Raw genomic sequence first — 22,139 nt, forward strand, 5'->3', positions numbered from 1 at the left:
AGCCTTGATTTGGCAAACAAGGCAATTTGGCGAATTCCCTCGAAACGAATTGGCCATGGGTCGGATCGAGCCCGCTGGACTCGGACGAATTTTTTCTCACCAGAAGATGCGAAAAATATCCAAAAATGAAGCGAGCGTTATTGAGACCGCTTCTCATTTAGGTCGATGATGGATATATTGGAAGAAAGTATGGTGTTTGGTATTTCCGACAGACCTGCTGAGCCATTATGTCCGCGAACCCCGTCCCTCTCGATACCTTGAAACCCGAAGATCACGGGGTGATCGTTGACATGTCGGGAGATCCTTGCCATCTCAAGCGTCTGCAGGAGATCGGGTTGCAAGTCGGGTGCAACATCCGCATGGTTTGCCCTGGGAAACCATGCATGATCTGCGTGGAAGGGCGTCGCCTCAGTTTGCGTCTGGACGAACAAGCCGAAATCTTTGTCGCGACCGACGACGCGTCCCACTGTTAGATGGCACTTCCAACTATCTCTCGAGCCTTAGCGTGAAACTCTCCCAGCTTGCTCCAGGTCAATCGGGCATTATTGATCACATCGTCGGAGACGACGTCCTCGCAAGCAGACTGATGGAGATGGGGCTTCTCGATGGTGAACCCATCGAGGTGGTCGGCCGGGCTCCGATGGGTGACCCGACGGAATACGCGTTGCGTGGGTACCGCATCAGTTTGCGGCGCAGTGAGTCCGATCGAGTCGAAGTCACCCTTACCTCCCCCTCGGCTTCGCCATGAAACCCGCCAAAAAGTCGGTCGCGCTGATCGGCAATCCCAACACCGGTAAAAGCAGCCTCTTCAACGCGCTCTGTGGCATGTCGGCGCGTGTAGGGAATTACCCCGGTGTCACCGTCGAACAAAAGACCGGCTCTCTTCTCGATTCCCCCGAGCCGATTGACATCATCGATTTGCCAGGAACCTACTCGCTCGCGGCCCGATCGGCCGATGAAGCGGTTACGATCGATGTCCTCTGCGGTGTGCAACCCGGGGTGCCACGCCCGGATGCCGTCGTTGTCATCATCGACTCGACCAACATCGAACGAAACTTCTATCTCCTGAGCCAAGTCCTCGATTTGTCTCTTCCCACATTGGTTGTCCTCAACATGTGGGATCGCGTCCTCGACGAGAAACATCGCATCGACGTCAAGACTCTGGCAGAGCGATTGGGGGTTCCCCTCCTCTGTACTACCGCCAGCCGACGCGATGGTGTGATCGCAGTCCGAACAGCCATTCAACAATTGGTTGCACCGAATAGCAAAGCCTATAGCCCCAAACACTTGCCTCGCGAACACTATCCGGAATCCTTTCGCCAGGAATCGGAATTGCTGCGAAAGAGATTGGCGGACGCCAATCACAACCTTCCCGCGTTGGAAGTCGATCGCGTTTTGATTGACAAGGATGGTCACTTTCAACAGAAGATCGCCAAGCTGGAGATCCCCGGTCTGCTCAATGCCATCGAACAAGCTCGAGAGAGGCTAGGGGAAGCGGGCTGCAAGATTCCGCTTTTCGAAACCAAGCATCGTTACCAATGGGTGCGGCAGCAAATCGCAGGCCTTGTCGAACGCCCCCCAGCCAACATCGCGAGCTCGAGCGATCGGATCGATCGATGGCTTACCCATCGATGGGTCGGGATGGCGTTCTTCATCGCCCTTATGTTTCTGATTTTTCAATCGATCACCCTGCTGGCCGCTTGGCCGATGGATCAAGTCGAAGCGTGGCAAGGCTGGGTGCAGGGAGTCGTTGAACAAGTCGTTGCGCCGGGGCCTCTCCGAAGTCTTCTTCAGGACGGCGTGATCGCGGGAATCGGAGGCGTTCTTGTCTTCCTGCCGCAGATCGTCATCTTGTTCTTGTTCATCGCCATCTTAGAGGATTGCGGGTACATGTCCCGCGCGGCCTTTGTGGTCGATAAATTGATGTCCTCGATCGGTCTGAGCGGGCGATCTTTCTTGCCGCTCATGTCGTCGTTTGCCTGCGCGGTCCCGGGGATCATGGCCACGCGTACGATCGACAATACACGGGATCGTATGGTGACCATTCTCATCGCACCGCTGATGAGCTGCTCCGCTCGGCTTCCTGTTTATGTGCTGATGGTCTCCGCGTTTGTGCCCGATATGCGCTACGCAGGTGGATGGCTCTCTCTGCAAGGAATCGTTCTCTTTCTCATGCACTGCGTTGGGGCATTGGTCGCTATCCCTGTCGCGTGGTTTCTTCGCAAGTTCTTTTTTCCCGGGCAAGCTTCGACGTTCCTGATGGAGCTGCATAGCTACAAGTGGCCATCTCCCTATGTGCTCTTTCAGCGTGTTTGGGAGAGAGCATCCGCGTTCGTCACCCGGGCCGGAACGTTAATCTTCTGCACGTCGGTTCTCGTTTGGGCCGCAGGGTATTTCCCCGGTGACACGTCCAAATTGACCGAAGCGCAAAAGCAAGTCGAGACGCTGCAAGCGCAGGTGGATGCGGCTCCCGAAGAGAACAATGATGCGGTAGCGACTCAGCTCTCCCAAGCGGAAGAGGCCCTTAACACGGCACGCAGCGAATTGATCGATGAGAGTTTCCTAGGCATGGCAGGAAAGTGGATCGAGCCAGTCGTGAAACCGCTGGGCTGGGATTGGAAGATCGGGGTTGCTACCATTGCGTCTTTTCCGGCTCGCGAAGTGATCATCGCGACCCTTGGGACCATTTACTCGCTCGGCGCTGAAGAGGATGAGGAAAGCGACGGGCTCAAGGCGCAAATGAAGGCGGAAAAGTGGGAGGATGGTCGACCGGTCTATACGCTGGCAACTGCCCTTTCGATCATGGTCTTTTTTGCCCTCTGTGCGCAATGCTCCGCCACGCTGCTTGTTATTCGACGCGAAACGAACTCTTGGCGATGGCCGATCTTCTCGTTTGTCTACATGACAACACTCGCGTATGTAGGGGCTTACCTCACCTACACCATCGCCAGCGCATGGGGGCTCGCAGCGTAATGGACGGGCAAACCATCCTGGTTGCAACCATTGTCGGGATTTGCTTCGCTTGGATGGTCCGTCGTTTTGTCATCTCGATGCTCGGTTGGGTTCGCCTGCAAGACGCTCCGCAATCTCCATGCGGTCATTGCACCGGATGCAGTCAAAAAGGGAAAAGGACCTTGGTCCAGCTCACCAACGGACCCAAGCAACGGCGCAGCTAGCCGCATTGCACCCCACGCACAGGAGGTTAAAGTAACAGCGGTTCGCAATACCCGCTACTTACAATCTTCCTGGCTCGCGACGCTATCCACTCGCGCCGGCCTGCTTCACGACAAATGGTGCAATCATTTCGGAATCCCATTCACCGGCGTTGAACTCCGCGCGCAGGAAGGCGTATTGGCGTCTCCTTCCCCTTTTGTTCGTTTGCTACATCATTGCCTACGTGGATCGGACCAACGTGGCGGTGGCCAAACTGACGATGGCGGAGGACCTGCCTGCGTTCACCAGCTGGGTCTTTGGCTTTGGCGGCGGGATCTTCTTTCTCGGCTACTTCTTGCTGGAGATCCCGGGCTCGCTGATCGTCGAAAAATGGAGCGCTCGCAAATGGATTTGCCGCATCATGGTGACTTGGGGGATCATGGCCGCCATCACCGCCTTCGTCCGAACGCCGACGCAGTTCTACATCGTTCGGTTTTTCCTCGGTGTCGCGGAAGCTGGCTTCTTTCCTGGGGTCCTCGTTTATCTCACCCACTGGTTCACCACGCGGGATCGGGCACGCGCTATCTCTTACTTTCTCGTCGCCTCTCCGATCGCGATGATGATCGGTCCTGCGATCTCGCGGCTATTCATCGACATCGGCCGCACGGTGACGATCGATGGCGTGACCCAAACCAATCCACCTCTTATGGGGCTGCAGGGCTGGCAGTGGATTTACATCATCTGGGGCATCCCGGCGGTCGTGGCGGGAATCGTGGTACTCCTCTTTCTCACGGATCGTCCTCGCCATGCCAAATGGTTGACCGAAGAGGAACGCGAAGCGCTCGAATCCGAGCTTGCACGAGAGAAAGCCGTCAAGGGTGACGCCAAACACAAATCGGCCCTCGCCGCATTCACCAACCCTCGCGTCCTCCTTCTCTCGTTTGCATATTTTGGAATCGTCACCGCCAATTACGGCATCGAGTTCTTTCTGCCGAGCGTGCTCAAGCAGTGGTACAACCTGACGCCGGGACAAGTCTCCTTGTTGGCGATCATCCCTTCCCTGCTGATCATCCCAGGTCAACTCTTTGTCGGTTGGAGCTCGGATCGCTTCCGTGAACGCCGATGGCATGCGGTGATTCCAGTGGTTATCGGCTCGACCATGCTCCTGGTTACTACGTTCACGCAAGGCAATTTGGTCCTGACCGTCCTTTGCTTTACCATCGCTGCGGCCGGCACGAAATCGTATATGCCCGCCTTCTGGTCCCTCCCCAGCCTCTTCCTTACCTCATCGGCGGCGGCCGGTAGCGTCGGAATGATCAATTCCATCGGCAACCTGGGCGGCTTTTTAGGTCCGATGGTCATGGGTTATATGGACAGCAACTTCGGGGAATACAAATATGGTTTGTACGTTCTCTGCGCGACCAGCCTTTGTTCCGCCTTCTTGATCTCGCTGCTGCCGCTCAAGAAAGAACCGCCGGTATAACCATTGGCCGGCTGAACTAGCTCTACACTTTTGCTTGCGAGTGGATCGGAACCGCCATGATTTGCCAGCGACCGAATCGAGTTATTGCCCGGAGCGAGTTTCTGCGACTGGGAAGGTGGGGAAGTTCCAGATGGTCGAGGTGGTCCTCGGCGTGGGTGTCTCTCTTTGCTCTGTGCCTTGCTGTTCAAACCGGCAAGGCCCAAACCGTCGACTTGGAATTCTACGACGACGAATCGGGAGAGCCGGTATCCGCCCGCTTTCAATGGAAGATAGGGGAGAAGCGGGTCAGCCGACCGCGGGGGTTGCTCTGGAGCGGCGATTGGTGGCTCGCCAATCCCCAATTCACTCTCGTCCCTCGCGGTGGGGACTTCGAATTCCTCGTCCAACGGGGCCCAGAATTCGTTGATATACGTGGCGGCTTCACGATGGAGAAGAACGCCAAAGATGTTGTCGAAGTCGAGGTGCCTCGCTCCACCGATATGCACGCCGAGAACTGGTACAGCGCCGATCACTATACGGACTTGCCCGCAGAACAAGCGGCGCGATGGCAACGCGCTGACGCGATCGATCTGATCTGTGTCGATGCAAAGAACGCGACCCATTCTGATACACGTTCGAATGCAGTGGGCGAGGCTTCGAATGATAAACCGGTTGCACCGAAGCCCAAGAAGAAACGGGACTTGCTTATCGAATCGACCGATCCCAATCTAGTTGGCTATCAGCTTCAAATCCCTTGCACCGCGAGCAACTCGCAGAATGGATGCGTGCTCATTCATCGGCTTCCCTTAACGAATTCCGATAACTCAGAACAAGAAGATGCGCCGAACGCACGATCGAAGAATCTGTTTGAGCAATTGGAGGAGATGCCGCTCCAAACCGATCGCTTGGCGGAATTAAAGGACCCATGGGCTCGCGATGTTCCAATTCTGCTAGCAACCAAAGGAATACGAGCTGTTCAAATTCTTTCCGCTTCGCATCGCCCCCAATCGGACGAGCCGCTCGTTCTGCGACCCGCAGCTGAAAAGACCGGTGTCTTTGGCACCATACAACGTTCGATGGGCAAGGAGCGAAGTCAGCTCTCCGTTTTTGCTCCCTTCACCCAAGAGGACCGAATACGGTTCAAAGGTCCGAAAGCCGCTGGCGAGTTGACCGAGCAAGTCTATTGGCGGATGCTGGAAGCTGGGCTTCGATTGACACCTACAGCAAGCAGTGGGTTTGGGCATGCGGATACGCATCTCGGCTACAACCGCACTTACTTTTACAGCGAATCACCTCCCGATGCTCAGGCTTGGTTGAACGCCGTTTCGCTCGGGCGAACAACGCCGACCAACGGTCCGTTGCTCCGAACCCTCATCAATGGACTTCCACCTGGTTCGAATCAAACTAGCAGTAGCGGTACGCCGATCGATCTCGATATCGCGGTCTCGCTGACGGTGCGCGAGCCGGTGGATTACCTCGATGTGATCTTCAATGGTGAAACGCTTTATAGCGCCAAACTAGAAGACCATTACAACCGAGGAGAGTTTCCGCCTCTTCAGATTGAAGAGAGCGGATGGTTGGTGGTACGAGTGGTGACTGCGCATGAAAAGGGGCAGCGCTTTGCAACGACTGCCCCGTTCTATTTCGAGTTCGATAACCAGGCCCGCATCTCGAAGCAAGCGGTCGAGTTCATGCAGGAGTGGCTGGCCCAGGCCGAGGAATCCATCGAGCAGACACCTCAAAAGGCCAACTACGCGCCTTGGATCGAGAACGCTCGGACCTTCTGGTCCGAGCAGCTGCAAAAAGCCAACGCCCCCTAGTAGGAGTTGGGCTCTTGTTACAGCACGCGGACGATGGCTTCCGATTCTTCCGTTCGCACAACCATACGTAGCGATCCGGCTTCGAATGCCTCTTCCACCGCTTTGTAGAAAGCATCGGGACTCGAGACGGCTTGGCCATTCACCGACTTGATGACAATCCCCGCAGGCAACCTGGCAAAAGGTCCGCCCCGTTTGACCGCCATGACTTCTACCCCTTCATTCGCCTCCAGCCCGTATTCACGGCGCAGTTGCGTCGAAACTTCTTCGACTTCGATGCCGTAGTTCTCCAGCAACTGCACACGTTGTTCTTGTTTCCGTTGATCGAACTCCCCGATCGTCACCTTGGTATCGACCGTCTTACCATTGCGCACATAAGTCAAGGAGACGGTGGAGCCAGGTTTGGTCTCACCGACGAGGCGGATGATGGAGGAGTCGGTCGTCACCGGTTTGCCATTCACGGCGGTGATGATATCCCCGGGTTCTAAGCCCGCTTGTTCGGCAGGTGATTTGCGATCGACGCGGCCAACAATCACGCCGCGAGTGGAAGGTGGAAGCTCCAACTGTTGGGCCAACTCGGGAGTAACGGTCACGGGGCCGATACCTACATACCCACGGGAGACTTGCCCGGTCGCGATAATGTCCCCCACGACCCGTTTGGCGAGATTGCTGGGTACGGCGAAGCAAACACCGTTGTACCCGCCTCCGCGCGATGCGATGGCCGTATTGATCCCGATGACTTCCCCTCGCAAGCTAACCAAGGGGCCACCGCTGTTGCCGGGGTTGATCGCGGCATCGGTTTGAATGAAGTTGTCGTAGGCCGTGATGCCTTGATCGGTTCGCTCGGTGGCGCTAATGATTCCCGCAGTGACGGTTTGAGCCAAGCCAAACGGGCTACCGATGGCGATCACCCAATCCCCCACTTCCATCGTGGCGGAATCTCCAAGGGGAGCCGACACTAAACCCTTCGCATCGATCTTGAGGACGGCCAAGTCGGTGCGTTCATCGGTGCCGATCACCTTGGCTTCGTATTTGCGATCGTCGCTCAGATAAACCTCTAGAGCCGTAGCATCTTTGACGACGTGATTGTTGGTCAAGATGTATCCGTCCTCGCGGATGATGACGCCGGAGCCGAGACCGTTTTGAATCTGACGCATCTCGCCGGCTTGATCGCCAAGATCGTTCCCGCCGAAACCACCGAAGAATTGCTCGGCCGGGGTCAAGCCTCGAGTCCGTTGTCGGACGTTCACCAAGTTTTTAATGCTCACGACCGCTGGCTTCACCGATTTGCTCACATCTCGGAAGACCCGGGAGAGCTGGTCCGCGCTGGCGACGCTCGCTTCATTTGCCAAATCGCTTCGGGAGGAACGTGCCTCCGCGACTTGCTGAGCATAAACGGCGGAACTGTTTCGTCCTGCGTCGGAATAGAACCAATACCCCACAGGGCCGGCGACCGCCGCAGTCAGTGTGAGCCACTTCCAGAAGCTTGGATTTGCTTGCATTTGAGTCTCTCTCAGGGCATTACAGTAGGAGGAATCGGACGCTCGTGCCGCGTGCGAACTATGTCAATTCGTACGAAAACGGCAATGGGTTGGATTTCAGAGCATATTTCGTTCCAATTTTTCGGTCCGATCGGGAGCGTTGCAGGTAGTCGCGCGCCGGGCCGATTCCCCGCAAAAAAACAAGGAAATCGGTGCGCGAATTGGGAAAGGAGTGGGGGCTCGGGGCACTGCTCGGAGACCCGTTGGAGCAAGCACCGGTTGGAGAGCGGCTATTGCTGGGGGTGGGGTGCGTTAGCGGGTGAGCTCATCCCAGATGGCATGCCATTCTCTCTGTGCGATTTCTTGCAGGCGGCTGACGTCGCTTGCAGCAGGGGCTGTCTTCCAAGCCTCTACAGCTTGCGTGAATCGGGATGGGTCAAAGGGCTTGCCATCGGCTCCCAATCCCACTTTCTCCGCGACGCGGGCTGTCAACTCGGGGGAATGGACTTGGCGGAACCAATAATTGGCATTCCAAAAATCCCCTTCGAGCCGGTGGATGATCCCGTGGATGTAGGCGCTGATGCCGCTTGTGGCGTCCTGAATAATCTCATGCGCCCGATCGATCATTCCCATCCTCACCCAGAGGATCGCTTCGAGGGGTTCGTCGACGAGAATGGGATAACGCTGCAGCCAACCCAATACGCGTTGTTCCTCGGGCGAGGAATCGACCGCCACCAGCGGCATCGGCTCCGCACTCTCCTCCAGCCACGCGCTAATCTCCTCCAACCGCTTCATGCTCTTCCTCGGTAACGATGTTGGGTGGGCTCAATCGAATCGAATGCTCCCGCCCCGATATTGACTCGATGTCAAACAATGCACTTTGATGATAGACGGTATGGTCAATTTCTCCAAATCTTCCTTGGCTCTGCTGAACCCAAGCCTCCCAAGCTCGAAATCGGAGTACTCGTTCGATTCCAGAATCCCATTTTTGTTCGTGTCATAGGCCTGAAACTCAAACTGGGATAACCTCCATTCGTCTGCGAACGCGGCATCGTTCTCTTGGACTGAATCGGCTCTCCAATCCACATAGTTTTGAATGCGGAAATACTTGGCTTTGGCGATCACTTCGGCAGGTAATCCGATGCTTTGTGCATACTCGCTTACCGATTCTTTTTCCGACAGATACCCGTCTTTGTTGCGATCACATCGATCGAGAAGTTCCATCCATTCATGCCCTATAGCCGGATTCAAACACAATCCAAAGGATCGTTCAGGCTTGCTGATGCAACTCATCAACACAAGATTGTGAACGAGGAAACTGTTAGACATCTCTTGAAGTGTCCCACCTTCGACCTTCAAGCTTTCTTCATGGATTCGCCAACGTTGACGTAAGCTCTCTTCGGTCCACGGCAGATTCTCTTTGATTCGATAGAATCGAGCGATCTGGTTTTCACCAATCTTCAAAGGGAAATCTTCATGCTGTGCGATGGCTAGGTCGGTAAATGCCTTCCATCCCCTTTTCGCGTTCCCTAACAGTCGGTTCGAAACTTGGCGAAAGGATGGTCGCAATTGTTCGAAGCGGGCTAATCTTTCTTCACCTGTCTTGTCTGGATATAGAAATTCCATCGCCAAATCCAGAGAGGGAGTTCGTTGGACGCCCGGGATTGCAGCAACGAACTTTGGTGCCCCACCGGGAGAGTAATACTCATAGGTTACTCCGATTTGATCTGGGATTTGCACGACAAGCGATTGGATGGATTTCCACCAAGTCTCATCGAATAGTTTCAGGTCTGTATTGCCACTTAACTTCATGTAGGCAACGGCTGCTGCGACCCGGGTGGCGTAAGAAGCCCCATCCTGTAGGGCGTGCTCTCGTATCAATGATCGTAAAACAGGATATGATTCCGGGATCGGTTCACCTATTGCATGGAGGATCTCGGGCAAGCGATCTTTGTATCGAAGTAGAAGTGGATGTGGGGCCTTGTACAGGAATTCCAGCCGTCCTAGAGCATCGAAGTATTGAATTGTGGACCGTGGGGAGGATGACGATTCAGTAACGGAACGAGTGGGAGAAGCACTGGGCCTCGACCTGGGTAAGGTAGAGTAAGTGAGTCTGGATATTGATCCATGTGGTATCGGCCCGGTGTGGGCAACACGGATCAATGCCATGAACATTTGATGCGAGTCAACCGCTCCCTTTACATGCTGTTCTTCTATCCAGTCCATAAAGCGGGGTAATTCTTCGTTGGACATCTTCGGAAGGATTGTCTGAAACTTCCAACCTCGATTCGCGGGCTCTGTTTTGACCAGATCTTCGTACAGCAGATCCACGATCGCTCGTTCACGAGACCGCAATCGCAATAAAGGATCGATCAAGCGACGCTTCTGACAAATTCCGAAATAGGCAGGTAACAGCTCCTTGTCGGTTTCACTGTTGTACAAAATGATGAAACCCTCAAACGCTTGCTCCCAAAGGATTGGGGATTTTTCGTTAACGAGTACGTCAAGCCATTCTTCGATCGTCTTGCCTTCATAGCGAGGCTTCTGTTGCACCGTTGCGGCCTCCGCTGGAGATGGGGCTTCACCGGCTGATGCCCCTTCCTCCTTCTTCACTTTACGGACTCTCGCGATGACCGTTTGGCCGTTATTAATGGTGAATTGATCGCGGTCGATCTCAATCCCGGTACTCGGGCTATCGAACTCCAGCATATAAACGCCACCTTGCAATCGCGTCACCGTATTGCCGGTCTCAATCGTAAGCTTCTTTTCGATGCCACCCTTTTCCTTCTTGATCGAAATCTGTCCTTCATCCAACTCGGACTCGATGATGAGCTGACCCTCATTCGTATCGAGTTTGATCCATACTCCCAGGAAGAATGCCAACGGTACCAAAGCACAGAGCACGCCCGCAATCCATCCCCTCGAACCCGATCCGGATGGTTGCGATGCGGCTTTCGTCGCGGTCGGTACGGAACGGGATGCCGCTCGTAGGAGTTGCGACTCTCTCTCGCCGTCAATCGGTACCGACAGTTGCTTCATCTGGCTCGCTAACCGCTGCAAGTCGGATGATTCGGAAAATGGAGCCAGTGACTCGGCAACATGGGCCGCGCTGGCCGGGCGAAGCTTGGGGTCGGTTCTGAGCAAGCTATCGAGGATTGAAGCGAAACGATCGGGGAGATCAGGGCGCAAGGTTTGGATCTTGGGAGGATGGTGATGCGCTAGCAGACGAAGCTTGTCGATCGGCGACAAATTCGGTGTTGCCGCCAAGGGAGCTCGGCCACAAAGGAGTCGGAAGAGGGTTGCACCGAGCGAGTACAAGTCCGCGCGGTAGTCCACGGCACCACTCTTTTCCGCTTGCTCGGGCGCCATGTAATCCAGCGTTCCGAGAAACTGCCCCACCGTAGTCAATTCGCTTGCCACTCCATCCCAACGATCGAGCAACGCCAACCCAAAGTCGAGAACTTTCACATTCCCCGCCTCATCGAGCATGATGTTGGACGGCTTGATGTCGCGATGCACGATCCCTTCGCTATGGGCATGAGATAAAGCCATCGCAACTTGATGGCCTATCTGTGCGACCTCTGCCACACCGAGCGAAAGCCTCGATCGTTGTAGCTTGGACAAATCCATGCCGGAGATATGTTCCATGACCAAGTAATGGATATCGCCGACATGTCCAGCATCGGTGGCAGCCACAATGGAGGGATGCCGCAGCTTGCCTGCTGCCAAGATCTCGCGATCGAATCGAGCGATCGCGTCGGGCGTCTTTCTTGGCAAATGAAGCAGCTTCATTGCCACGTTTCGATGCAGCACCGTGTGCTCGGCCAGATAAACCGAGCCCATGCCTCCACTGCCGAGGGGCTCAAGCAATCGATAAGGTCCGATCCGTTGTTCCGATTCGAGCAATTCCGATGCGATCATGCGTGGGAAAAGAGGGGACGAAGGGACGCTCACCATGGAAGGGGCGGGTTCGAATGGTCCGAGTGGTTCGCGAGCATTTTGCAGCAGCCGAAGGGGGGCGACCAATTCATCCTGCGAGGGTCGCGATTCGATGTCGCGAACCAGCGAGGAGCAGCGACTGCAATCGCTTAAGTGCGCTTCGATAGAGTCAATCGCATCGTTAGGGAGTAGGCCATCCCAGTAGGCCTGCAGTGTCTCGGCGGGAAGGCATTCGGTATCAAGCGTGAGCGGTTCCATGATCGGTAAATCTTTCGTGGCGATGATCGGAAGCGTTTCTTACTCTATACCAGGACGGTTTTCGTGTGACAAAAAACTTTGCTGGAAGAGTTTGCCTGTTGTGTACGGGGCTCACGCACCGTGTCGTACCTGCGAAACTTGACTAGACTAACTAGGAATCGATTTCCCCACGCCAGCAGAGAGTTCTCCATTTCCCATCATGCCTTCCAGCAGCGGAACCCGTTCCTCGTTGATTGCCGGCGCGAGAGCTCGCTCCGAGGAGGCTTGGTCTCAGATCGTTTCGATTTACTCCCCCTTGATCGTCGCTTGGGGGCGAAGGCTGGGCGCGACGCCCGAGCAGTGCGATGATTTGTGCCAAGAGGTTTTCTCGGCGGCCTCGAAGGGGTTTGCATCGTTCCAATCCGACGGGAAAAGTGGCAGTTTCCGTGGATGGCTTTGGCGCATCACCTATCGCAAGTGGATTGATAGTTACCGCAAAACTCTAGACGCCCCCGGTCCGGTAGGGGGAAGCACCGCTGCGTTGCGATTGGAACAGCTTCCTGCCCCTGATGACGAGTCGCAGGAGTGGAGTCATCCCGAGTGGATTCAAGGCTTAGTCGACCGGGCGATGCGTTTGGTACAAAGCGAATTTCAAGAGCGGCATTGGCGTGCGTTCTGGATGTCGGCCGTGGAAGGGAAGCCAGCCGATCAGATCGCGGCCGCACTGGACATGTCGCCATCGAATGTGAGGCAGATTCGAAGCCGCATTCTTCGGCGGCTGAGGAGCGTGATGGGGGATGCTCCTTAGTCGTTGGATTTCTTGCGAAGACACCGTGAGCATACCGTGAGCGCATCGCAAACAGACCGCGAGGACTCGTCTGGACACGGGGTGCTGGATGTTGTAATAGTTCCATCGCTTCAACATTTACGACCTACCCTTGGAACAACGAACATGTTTAGCAATGGTGTGCGAACATTATGGACCGTCGTTTTTGTATTGGCTTGTTTAAGCTCCCGCCCCCTTCTCGCCGAGGGGTGGTCGTGGAACCCGTTTGCCAGCAAATCAGAGAGCAAAGATTCCAGTCCGCTCTATTCGAAGAGCTCGTCGGGTAACAAATCATGGTTGCCGGAGTGGAAAGCTCCCAAGATGCCTTGGTCGTCGAAGGACAAGCCCACTTCGTATGCGAAGAAGAACGATTCGGCGTGGAAAAAGATGTCGAAGACGAGCAAGCAGTGGTGGGATAAGACAGCGGATATCTTAGATCCTTATCCGGAGCCCAAGCCCGCGACACCAGCTTATGCCAAGCCAAAGAAGCCCTCGATGTTCGCCAGCTGGTTCAAGAAAGAAGAGCCGAAGAAGATCGAAAGCGTCAACGACTTTCTCAAGCAAGAGCGGATCGACTGAGCAAGTCGAACCGTTGTGCTCCACCTTCGGCGGCCGTTCTGCTCCACCTTCGGCGGAGTGTAGTCGCCTGCGGCTGTCCGTTAAACGAATTGTTTCCGATCTGTTGGGATGGACCGCCTGTGGGCCCTCTTCGTTTAACAGTCAGCCGCCAGGCGTACACGTCTGAATGCGCAAGCCATTCATGAATCGTATCCGTCGATCGGATCCACGAATCGAGTGAAGCATATGCCTTCGCCTTTCGCTCGATCACATTGCGTTCTTAGTCCCGGTAGGGACGGCATAGAATAGCCCAGCGTTTCAACGTTGGGTATGCGCACAATCATCGCGTCAGTCCCGGTAGGGACGAAAGAGAACGCGGCGAAATAGATGTGATCAGCGTTAGAATGCACCGAAGCTTGAGGCACAACACCGGATCGGTTTACTACCCGTCCAGTGCAGCGAACCAAGCTTATGACATTGCACATTCTCCCCCTCATCCCCAGCCCTTCTCCCCCAGGGCGGGGCGAAGGGCGCCAGAAATAAACGCTCGCACCGCGAGTGGCGTAGCCGAGGATGAAATCCTCAATTCGAGACGGAATTCGAGGCACCCATCTAATCAAGGCGTTCAACAATCGCTTCGGAGGGTATGCCTTGTCACCAACGACACAAGCCCCACTCCGCGTCCTCCGCGTCCTCCGCGGTGGACCATCCTCGATTTCATATCAAAACAGCGAGAGCGACAAGTGGTTGGAAGAGCTCTGGAGCGGCGGGGCGAAGAAGGACTTACCGCGGAGATCGCGGAGAATCGCGGAGGGAGAATGCTGAGGAATAGGAGACAACCACCTAATCGGGGTGGTGCCAGGCTATCAAGGCATGCCTTCAACGGATTAGCTGCTCAAACGAGCTGGGTGCCTTCGAGTATTGCCCAAAGGTGTTGTACTCTTAGTCCCGATAGGGACGGCAGACAATAGCCCAGCCTTTCAAGGCTGGGTATGGGCCCAAACATCGCGTCAGTCCCGGTAGGGACGAAAGAGATTGTGGCGAATAGATGTGCTCAGAGTTGGTATGCACCGAAGATTGCGGCACAACACCGGATCGGTTTACTACCCCGCCAGTGTTTCGGCTCAAGCTTATGAAACGGAATAGAAGGCACCTACCTAATCGGGGCGTTTAACTATCGCTTCGGAAGGTATGTCTTGTCACCAACGACTCGGGACCCACTCCGCGATCCTCCGCGTCCTCCGCGGTTGACCATCACCGATTTCATCCCAAAACAGCGAGAGCGACAAGTGGTTGGAAGAGCTCTGGAGCAGCGGGGCGAAGAAGGACTTACCGCGGAGATCGCGGAGAAGCGCGGAGGAAGAATGCTGAGGAATAGGAGGCACCTACCTAATCGGGGCGCTACGCTTCGATCCGCGGTGAAATCGCTTGTCAAGAAGATCAGGGGCCCCAAGTGATTTTGGGGTCAATGCGATCGGTTCGTATTGTTAGATTTCAGAACAGAGTGATTCATCGGCTGCGCGGGCCGGGCATTGGCTTCAGGGGGGCCCCGTTGCTCGAGGGAGATCGTCACTCCCACCAATGGAGGCCAAGGCTTGGCCCGGCAAAGGATGCCGCACGGGGGCGGAAGCTCGATTTCGAGCTAAGATGGCAACACCCTCAATCGGGGCTACGGATCCGATTGAGCTACAAACACGATTTACCGTAGCAAGTTGCGTGGGAAGGGTCACGCTTCAAAAGGAAGGTGACGGCAGCAAGGCTGAGTCGGCCAATGAAAAACCTGTAGTTTTCTCTAATACACCTGACACGGCTCGAACGTGTAACCTTCGGTTCCGTAGACCGATGCTCTATCCAATTGAGCTACAGGTGCTTGTTGGCTAACCAACGGGCCAAATTGTAAGCGGTCCCCCGAAAATTTCTAGCCCTGAAAAAAGCCAAGGATTTCGCCGAATTCCGCCCCAAACCACCACCGCCCCCCACCACGTTCCGCCTCCAAATTCCTCCCTCGCGCCACCCATGCACTAACCCACCTGCGCCACCTATGTCCTGAACCTACACCGAGCATGGAGCCTGGAGCCTGGAGCCTGGAGCCTGGAGCATGGAGCATGGAGCCTGGAGCCTGGAGCCTAGCTTGCGTTGGATTGCTAGCTATAAAGCGTGCGTGTTGTGACGATCAAGCTTCGACCAAGACTATTTCGCGAGATCCCACTCGGCAGCGTTCGATGAAGAAGCGTTAGAAACGTCTCGCTCTGTCAGACGCCCGATCATTCGGACGGAGTCGTTGGTTGCGGTCAAGGAAGATCGCTCGGATCGAGAACGGGGGTTTGTGTTTTGCTCAAGGAGGAGCACTATGCGATCTCGTTACGGACTCGCTCTCGCTCTCACGCTGCTTTCTGTCGGTACAATGGGTTGTTCTTCCCTGCACACGACCTTCTTCCATCGCCATGAAGATGACACGCTCTGCAAGGAGAACGATGTTCCCATTCATGGCGTCCCGGTCATGGTGAAAGTGCCGACGCATCTCGAACTACGCGTCGATGAAACGATCCACTTGATCAAACATCCAGGGAAGACGACCGTGCAAGTCATCAGCCCTACCGGCACCTCGCTGCGGAGCGTCGAAGCAAAACTTCGTGTGACGGAAAAGATGTTTGTTCTCGATCCCAAACGTCCTATGTCCGGGACTGCGAACTATGGTTTCACCTTTCAAAGCCGACCCGATGGAAATAGCAATGCCGCCAAAGCGGCCGCGCAAGGTTCCGCAGGGCACGGTTATCTGCAAGGCTTGAAATACAAAGTCGACGACCAAACTCTTTCTAACGTTTCGACATTCCTTGCCAACATCGCTCCGCTCCTGGCTACCCCAGTCGCGAGATCGGAAGATGCGCCCTCTGATCCGTTACAAGGGGTCTACACCACACATCGAACCATCGCCTTTGGATTGTTCGATCTCGCTTCTCCCGGCTTCGAAGACGAAGTCAATGCGTTTTTGGAAGAGCATGTGAACCGCTGCTCTCCTTGCACCCCCAACAGTTCCATCTATCAAGGGGTAGCGACAACTGCCCCCGCGGAGTGAACGACGATGTCCCGCACGCTGACCATTCTCTTTGTGTTGATGACGACTTGTATACCGATGGGGTGCACCTCCTATCGATCGACCATCATGTCCCGGTTGCCTACCGACCAATTTGTCAAAAACAGTCGGCAATGCACGAAAGGAGTGCCGGTGACATTGAAGGTTCCAACCCATGTCGATGTTCGAGTCGTCGAAGAATACTTCATCGTCCAAGGAGGAGGCGCAACGGTTATCCCGCAAATCGGGAAACCCCTCCGGCGCGTTGAAATGGAAACGATCTACACTCCCAAAGTCCTCACTGTGGACTTTGTAAGGCCCGCAGCAGGAACGCTCAGTCTCGCATCGGACAGCGATGGCAATGGAATCGTCTTCGATGAAGCCGGTTACTTTGAATCGATTCAGGGGAAGATAGATGACCAGACGATCGAGGATCTGAACGCCGCCATTCCGAACTTCAAGAAACTCATCGGTGCACCGTCTCGCAAGCAAGCAGCCGAGGTTGCCGCGAAGGGAAAGAATACCGAGCTGGGGGGCTGGCATTCCTATGACGCGGTTATCGCCGTGAGACGTTTCGATATCAACGAGCCTTGCTGGGAGCAAGAGGTGGACGCGTTCATCGCCGAACATCTGGCTTGCCAATCCAGCAACTGCTTTGAACCGATCCCGTAATCGGACCGATTGCACTCCCTTTCGGCTTCTTCCCTTCTTGTATCAACGTCGACCCATATGCGATACAAACAACGGGAGCTTCTCGATCCAAACGACCCGTCGCTGCAGTCTCTTCTCGACGCGCAGCGCGAGGGCCTGCAGCTGGAGTATCGAAAGGCTTTAGTGGTGGCCAAGCGGCTGGAGAAGCGACTTCGCTCCGCCCCTTTCGGCGAGATCACGGGGGTCGGAGTCGAACTGCTTCATAAGCGAGGATTGGTCGCACTTCCCTTGCAGTTCTGTATTACCGTGTGGGTCCGGCGAAAACGGGATGCAGACGAGTTGTTGAGTTCCCGGCGAACCCTTTCCCGCCGAGGCGAGCAAAGCGATCGAGTCCTGGCAATACCCTCCACCTACGGCGGCTTGCCAGTCAAAGTGCAAGAAGCAGTGCTGAAGCTGGCCGTGGATCGCCGCGAGACACGTCCCCGCGACGCGGATCGATCGGCAGGTTTCGCTCGAGAAACCGTCGAGCCCGTTACCGGTGGAGTTGCCATCCAGGGAAGTGGGGCGGATCGCTGGGGGACATTGGGATTGGTCTTTCGTGAATCCTCGCAGCGGTTGGTAGGAATGACCTGCGAGCATGTGGTGTCCCATGGCGAGGTGTTTCCATCACCCAATTCCGATGGTGAGCCGCAGCCATTGGTGGGAATGGTCCTCGCCTCCAAACGTTCGCCACGTTCGGGGGTCGATGCAACATCGGTGCATCTGGTTGATCAAGTGACGGAAGGGGTGCTTGGGTTCGAAGATTCGTATCCCGACATGAAGTTCCTAGTGACCGCTCCGGCGCGGGCCAGCTATTGGAGTTGGCTGTTACAAATTCCTGTATCGGTTCGTGGTGCGAGCACCGGTAGGCTTGTGCACGGACGGGTGACGATGCCGATCGTTCATTCCGTCGAGTTGGGTGGGGACTCCTTCCGCGACTTGATGGTGATTCACTCGCGATCCGCTTCCTCATCCATCGTTTCCGAAGGGGACAGCGGGGCTGCGGTTGTCATGCAATATGGGAGCGATTGGGTTTGGATTGGGTTGGTGGTCGGAATGATCGACCCGTCTACGATCGTCGCGTGCAAGCTTCCGAAAGCGTGGAAGGGATGTGAGTTGGATGTGTCCCAGTTGCCTCGTGAACGGCGATGGAGGTTGGGAGAGTGAATTCTCGTCGATCATTGGCCGCGATGATTCTATTCGCCTTTTGCATAGCGATCGGGCTTCCCGAGGGGCATGCGCAATCACCCATTCCATCCACTTCCGCTCTCAACGCGATGGCTTGGGAGGTGCGAATGACCAAGCCCGTAAATTCTTCTTTGCTGTCTTGGGAGGAGACGTTGGAGCAGATTGCGCGAGGCTATCGGCAGAGGTGGATGGCGCGGGCCGCCGCCGGGGACTGGTTGCCCGGTGACGAGGGTGACGAGGACGAAGAGGATCCGTTGGAGCATGCGTTTTTAGGAGTGAAGAACGGCGCGAGGGCGCTGTTGGTTCCCGAGGGGATGGTCATGGCGCATGCGGTGGAGGGGATCCATCCGCTGCAAGGTGACACGCTGGTTCGGATCCCTGTGTCCCTCCTGGCCGGGGGAGATTGGAGGGATCCGAGTTTCGAGCGAGGTGCACCGCGTTCCGTTTCCGTACGGTTGCTCACGGTCGGAGAACACTCCATGCAGTCTCTTCATCCGACACATGCCGCATCGGTGAGCCGGATTGTTTCGTTCTTTCCATTGCCAAACGTTGCTTGGTCGGAAGAGGAAAAGAGGGCATCGGCGGTGTGGATGGAGCGACTGCGAGAGAACCCGGTTGACTATGTGGTTGTGGAGCGAGTCGATCGGGTCTTGGGTGTTTGTCAGATCGTGGTACCGCTTCGAGCATCGCTTTTATCACCGAGAGCATCCCCCTTCCTGGATCGGCATGTCGATGCGTTCGCGGCCATGCCGATCGAATCGTCAGATCGCGTGATTTGTCTGGATTCCGCGATGCTACGAACCATTTGGGTCCCTTGGCAATCTCGAATCATTCCTCGAGACACATCGCCGTCTCAAGACACATCATCGACCAGCGATCGTTCGATGCGGTCGGATGCCAAGCGGCCTGTACCATGCATCTTCCCCGTTCGCGGAACTAGCCAGGGACCGTCGTCCGGTCGTCATTCTCGTCTGTTCCCGTCGATCCCGCGTTAGGCTGTTCGATTCCTGTCCGTCCAGAGGTCGAGCATTGCGCTTTAGGGAATGCGTCGGTTAGTTTCCTTCGCGGGCGAGCCGTTGCAGTTCGATCAAGGTTTGCATGGCTTCGATGGGGGTGAGTTGTTCGATAGCGAGAGAGCGGAGTTGGTCGACCACGGCATTTTCTTTCCATTCGAACAAGGTCATTTGGATTGATCCGTTTCCTTTCTTGCGAGGGGGAGAGAGGACGGATTGGCCGTATTTGTTCAGATGGCTCGCTTCGAGTTGGCTCAAGATCTCCTTGGCCCGATCGTTGACGCTTTTTGGGACCCCAGCCAAGCGGGCGACGTGGATCCCGTAGCTTCGATCTGCACCACCGGGGACGATGCGGTGGAGGAAGACCACGTTATCATCCCATTCCTTGACCGAAACATTCCAATTGCGGACACCGGAGAGGGAGCGTTGGAGGTCGATCAATTCGTGGTAATGGGTGGCGAAGAGCGTGCGCGATCGATTGTTGTCGTGCAACTGCTCTACGATGGCCCAAGCCAACGAGAGACCGTCGTAGGTGCTGGTTCCTCGGCCGATCTCGTCGAGGATAACGAGGGAGCGATCGGTGGCGGTATTGAGGATCCGGGCCGTCTCGACCATTTCGACCATGAAGGTACTTTGACCTCGCGCCAGTTCATCGCTGGCTCCGACGCGTGCGAAGAGTCGGTCGGCGATCCCAATCGTTGCCTTGCGCGCCGGGACGTAGCTTCCGATTTGGGCAAGGATCGTGATAAGAGCCGTTTGACGAATGTAGGTGCTTTTACCTGCCATGTTTGGACCGGTAATCAGCAGGACCGAACCATGCTCTGCACCGACCATGCTATCGTTCGGCACAAAGGTCCCTTTAGGTAGGGTTGCGTCGAGTACCGGGTGGCGGCCTTCGTAGATTTCGAGGATGGGCTCGTCGGTGATGATTGGTTTCACATAGCTTTGCTTGACCGCGAGTTCGGCGAGCGAGGCGAGGACATCGAGTTCGGCGAGGATCGCGGCGTTGATTTGCAGGGTGGGTGTTTGCGCATGGACCAGTTGTCGTAGTTCGAGAAAGAGTTCGAATTCCAGATTCTTTGATGACTCATCCGCGGTGAGGACTTTCTCTTCGTACTCTTTGAGTTCGGGGGTGATGTAGCGTTCGGCATTCTTGAGCGTTTGTTTGCGAATGTAGTTGGGTGGGACGCGATCCCGGTGGGTATTGGTGATTTCGAGGTAGTATCCGAAGACCGAGGTGAACCCAACTTTCAGGCTGGTGATCCCCGTTGATTGGATTTGTTCGGCTTGGTAGCGAGCGATCCAATCTTTGCCACCCGTGGCGAGTTGTCGGAATTCATCGAGTCTCGCATCGTAGCCTGGGCGGATGTAGCCTCCGTCTTTGGGTTGGAGCGGGCAGTCCTCTTCGAGCGCGGCATCGAGATGGTCGCGAAGGGAGGGGAGCAGGTCGAGTCGTTGTTGAAGTTGGCTAAGGCGTGACGCGTATCGGTCCTCCAGCAAGGCTTTGATTTTGGGAAGCTGCGAGAGGGAGCGTCCCATTTGTTTCAGGTCGCGTGGGCTGCAGCGACCGGTCGCGACTCGCGCGGTCAATCGTTCGATGTCATAGATGTCCGAGAGGAGGGTGCGAAGAGTATTTCGCAAGCGATCGTCATTGGCGAATTCTTCGACCGCTTGGAGGCGGAGTTCGATTTGTTCTTTGGAGATGAGCGGGGATGCGAGCCACTGGGACAATCGCCGGGCTCCCATGGAGGTCACGGTGCGGTCGAGGACTTCGAGGAGCGAGCCGTCGCGAGAGGCGGTCCGAATGGTTTGGGTCAACTCCAGCGACCGGCGCGTGGCCGAATCGATTTCGAGGGACCTGCTCAAGCGAGCGGGGGTCAGTTGGAGGATATGGTCGAGCGAAGACTTTTGCGTTTCCTGCAGGTAGGCCATGGCGGCGCCCGCGGCGCTGATGGCGAGCCAATCTTGGAAGCGGACGTCATTGGCATCGCCGCCGTCGCGCAGTTCCCAGCCCATACCGGCCAAATCGAGGACGCCGAAGTGCTGGTGCAGGATCCGTTGGGACTCCTCGAAGCCGAATTGCCAAGCGGGTCGGCGGGTGAGAGCCCACTTTTCGTAGTCGTCTCGGTTCAGGGTCGAGTCGTCATCGCGGAGCAAGATCTCGGCCGGTTCGAGGCGTGCGATTTGGTCGGCCAAGCTTTGGGTTGGGAAGGCGCCTGCTTCGAAGCGACCGGTCGAAAGCTCCACCCAGGCCAAGCCGATCCAAGCCGAAGAGGCGCCGGGTTTACCCGGGGCGGGCTGGTAGACCGAGAGAAGCAAATTTCCGCTGCGAGGGTCCAGGAGGGCGTCATCGGTCAGGGTACCCGCCGAGACGATGCGTTGGACTTCGCGCCGAACGATCCCTTTGGCTTGGGCTGGGTCCTCCATTTGCTCGCAAACAGCCACTCGATAGCCGGCGCGGACCAACTTTGCAAGATATCCCTCCAGTTGGTGGTGCGGGAACCCGGCCATGGGGACAGGATTCTCACCCTTATCCCGGCTGGTGAGGGTGAGGCCTAGGACGCGGGCGGCGGTCTTTGCGTCTTCATGAAAAAGCTCGTAAAAGTCCCCCATTCGGAAAAAGAGGATCGCATCGCCGCTGACGGCTTTGGCTTCTTCGTACTGTTTCATCATCGGTGAAAGGTTCATGCCGTGATGGTACT

At 56.0% G+C, this 22,139-nt stretch carries 15 protein-coding genes and 1 tRNA gene; 11 read left to right on the forward strand and 5 right to left on the reverse strand.

Annotated elements, in window-relative coordinates:
• Positions 1 to 227: 227 nt before the first annotated feature.
• From SH467x_RS09325 to SH467x_RS09345, 5 genes are all read left to right on the forward strand, one after another.
• Entirely contained in the window at positions 228 to 473 is a 246-nt protein-coding gene (locus SH467x_RS09325) for a FeoA family protein (protein ID WP_482370998.1), read from the forward strand.
• 32 nt (positions 474 to 505) lie between these two features.
• Positions 506 to 748, forward strand: coding sequence for a FeoA family protein (locus tag SH467x_RS09330; RefSeq protein ID WP_482370999.1), 243 nt, complete (start codon positions 506 to 508; stop codon positions 746 to 748).
• Complete coding sequence (feoB, locus tag SH467x_RS09335) at positions 745 to 2,973, forward strand: ferrous iron transport protein B (RefSeq protein ID WP_482371000.1); 2,229 nt, start codon at positions 745 to 747, stop codon at positions 2,971 to 2,973. The genes SH467x_RS09330 and feoB overlap by 4 nt, the downstream gene beginning before the upstream one ends.
• A 352-nt stretch (positions 2,974 to 3,325) precedes the next feature.
• The gene (locus tag SH467x_RS09340; RefSeq protein ID WP_482371001.1) at positions 3,326 to 4,636 is read left to right on the forward strand and encodes an MFS transporter; all 1,311 of its coding nucleotides are present in this window, start codon (positions 3,326 to 3,328) and stop codon (positions 4,634 to 4,636) included.
• 155 nt (positions 4,637 to 4,791) lie between these two features.
• Positions 4,792 to 6,435, forward strand: a complete 1,644-nt coding sequence (locus tag SH467x_RS09345; RefSeq protein WP_482371002.1) for a CehA/McbA family metallohydrolase domain-containing protein — start codon at positions 4,792 to 4,794, stop codon at positions 6,433 to 6,435.
• A 17-nt stretch (positions 6,436 to 6,452) separates the two neighbouring features.
• Here SH467x_RS09345 and SH467x_RS09350 read toward each other — a convergent pair whose 3' ends face one another.
• From SH467x_RS09350 to SH467x_RS09360, 3 genes are all read right to left on the reverse strand, one after another.
• The gene (locus tag SH467x_RS09350; protein WP_482371003.1) at positions 6,453 to 7,934 is read right to left on the reverse strand and encodes a Do family serine endopeptidase; all 1,482 of its coding nucleotides are present in this window, start codon (positions 7,932 to 7,934) and stop codon (positions 6,453 to 6,455) included.
• A gap of 291 nt (positions 7,935 to 8,225) precedes the next feature.
• Positions 8,226 to 8,708, reverse strand: coding sequence for a hypothetical protein (locus SH467x_RS09355; protein ID WP_482371004.1), 483 nt, complete (start codon positions 8,706 to 8,708; stop codon positions 8,226 to 8,228).
• A 30-nt stretch (positions 8,709 to 8,738) separates the two neighbouring features.
• Positions 8,739 to 12,110, reverse strand: coding sequence for a protein kinase domain-containing protein (locus SH467x_RS09360; RefSeq protein WP_482371005.1), 3,372 nt, complete (start codon positions 12,108 to 12,110; stop codon positions 8,739 to 8,741).
• Positions 12,111 to 12,309: 199 nt separating this feature from the next.
• Here SH467x_RS09360 and SH467x_RS09365 point away from each other — a divergent pair, with 199 nt between their 5' ends.
• Entirely contained in the window at positions 12,310 to 12,897 is a 588-nt protein-coding gene (locus tag SH467x_RS09365; protein WP_482371006.1) for an RNA polymerase sigma factor, read from the forward strand.
• 144 nt (positions 12,898 to 13,041) lie between these two features.
• A complete protein-coding gene (locus SH467x_RS09370) occupies positions 13,042 to 13,494 on the forward strand; it encodes a hypothetical protein (RefSeq protein ID WP_482371007.1) in 453 nt (150 codons plus the stop codon).
• Between the two features lie 1,775 nt (positions 13,495 to 15,269).
• Here SH467x_RS09370 and SH467x_RS09375 read toward each other — a convergent pair.
• Positions 15,270 to 15,343: transfer RNA gene (locus SH467x_RS09375), tRNA-Arg, on the reverse strand.
• A gap of 480 nt (positions 15,344 to 15,823) precedes the next feature.
• On the opposite strand from SH467x_RS09375, the gene SH467x_RS09380 reads away from it, so the two are divergent.
• The 4 genes from SH467x_RS09380 to SH467x_RS09395 are packed head-to-tail and all read left to right on the forward strand — an operon-like array spanning position 15,824 to position 19,419.
• Positions 15,824 to 16,549, forward strand: coding sequence for a hypothetical protein (locus SH467x_RS09380; protein WP_482371008.1), 726 nt, complete (start codon positions 15,824 to 15,826; stop codon positions 16,547 to 16,549).
• 6 nt (positions 16,550 to 16,555) lie between these two features.
• Positions 16,556 to 17,218, forward strand: coding sequence for a hypothetical protein (locus tag SH467x_RS09385; RefSeq protein ID WP_482371009.1), 663 nt, complete (start codon positions 16,556 to 16,558; stop codon positions 17,216 to 17,218).
• A 57-nt stretch (positions 17,219 to 17,275) separates the two neighbouring features.
• The gene (locus SH467x_RS09390) at positions 17,276 to 18,403 is read left to right on the forward strand and encodes a hypothetical protein (RefSeq protein WP_482371010.1); all 1,128 of its coding nucleotides are present in this window, start codon (positions 17,276 to 17,278) and stop codon (positions 18,401 to 18,403) included.
• A complete protein-coding gene (locus SH467x_RS09395; RefSeq protein WP_482371011.1) occupies positions 18,400 to 19,419 on the forward strand; it encodes a hypothetical protein in 1,020 nt (339 codons plus the stop codon). The genes SH467x_RS09390 and SH467x_RS09395 overlap by 4 nt, the downstream gene beginning before the upstream one ends.
• A 57-nt stretch (positions 19,420 to 19,476) precedes the next feature.
• On the opposite strand, the gene mutS is transcribed toward SH467x_RS09395, so the two are convergent.
• Complete coding sequence (mutS, locus tag SH467x_RS09400) at positions 19,477 to 22,125, reverse strand: DNA mismatch repair protein MutS (protein ID WP_482371012.1); 2,649 nt, start codon at positions 22,123 to 22,125, stop codon at positions 19,477 to 19,479.
• Positions 22,126 to 22,139 lie beyond the last annotated feature (14 nt).

The sequence above is a fragment of the Brakhagea slesvicensis genome (assembly GCF_052161625.1).
GTDB lineage: Bacteria > Planctomycetota > Planctomycetia > Pirellulales > Pirellulaceae > JBKCUI01.

Excerpts from the sequence above, each read along its gene's own strand:
- SH467x_RS09325 (WP_482370998.1), top strand. The coding sequence starts at position 228 with ATGTCCGCGAACCCCGTCCCTCTCGATACCTTGAAACCCGAAGATCAC.
- feoB (WP_482371000.1), top strand. The coding sequence starts at position 745 with ATGAAACCCGCCAAAAAGTCGGTCGCGCTGATCGGCAATCCCAACACC.
- SH467x_RS09350 (WP_482371003.1), bottom strand. The coding sequence starts at position 7,934 with ATGCAAGCAAATCCAAGCTTCTGGAAGTGGCTCACACTGACTGCGGCG.
- SH467x_RS09355 (WP_482371004.1), bottom strand. The coding sequence starts at position 8,708 with ATGAAGCGGTTGGAGGAGATTAGCGCGTGGCTGGAGGAGAGTGCGGAG.
- SH467x_RS09360 (WP_482371005.1), bottom strand. The coding sequence starts at position 12,110 with ATGGAACCGCTCACGCTTGATACCGAATGCCTTCCCGCCGAGACACTG.
- SH467x_RS09365 (WP_482371006.1), top strand. The coding sequence starts at position 12,310 with ATGCCTTCCAGCAGCGGAACCCGTTCCTCGTTGATTGCCGGCGCGAGA.
- SH467x_RS09370 (WP_482371007.1), top strand. The coding sequence starts at position 13,042 with ATGTTTAGCAATGGTGTGCGAACATTATGGACCGTCGTTTTTGTATTG.
- SH467x_RS09380 (WP_482371008.1), top strand. The coding sequence starts at position 15,824 with ATGCGATCTCGTTACGGACTCGCTCTCGCTCTCACGCTGCTTTCTGTC.
- SH467x_RS09385 (WP_482371009.1), top strand. The coding sequence starts at position 16,556 with ATGTCCCGCACGCTGACCATTCTCTTTGTGTTGATGACGACTTGTATA.
- SH467x_RS09390 (WP_482371010.1), top strand. The coding sequence starts at position 17,276 with ATGCGATACAAACAACGGGAGCTTCTCGATCCAAACGACCCGTCGCTG.
- mutS (WP_482371012.1), bottom strand. The coding sequence starts at position 22,125 with ATGAACCTTTCACCGATGATGAAACAGTACGAAGAAGCCAAAGCCGTC.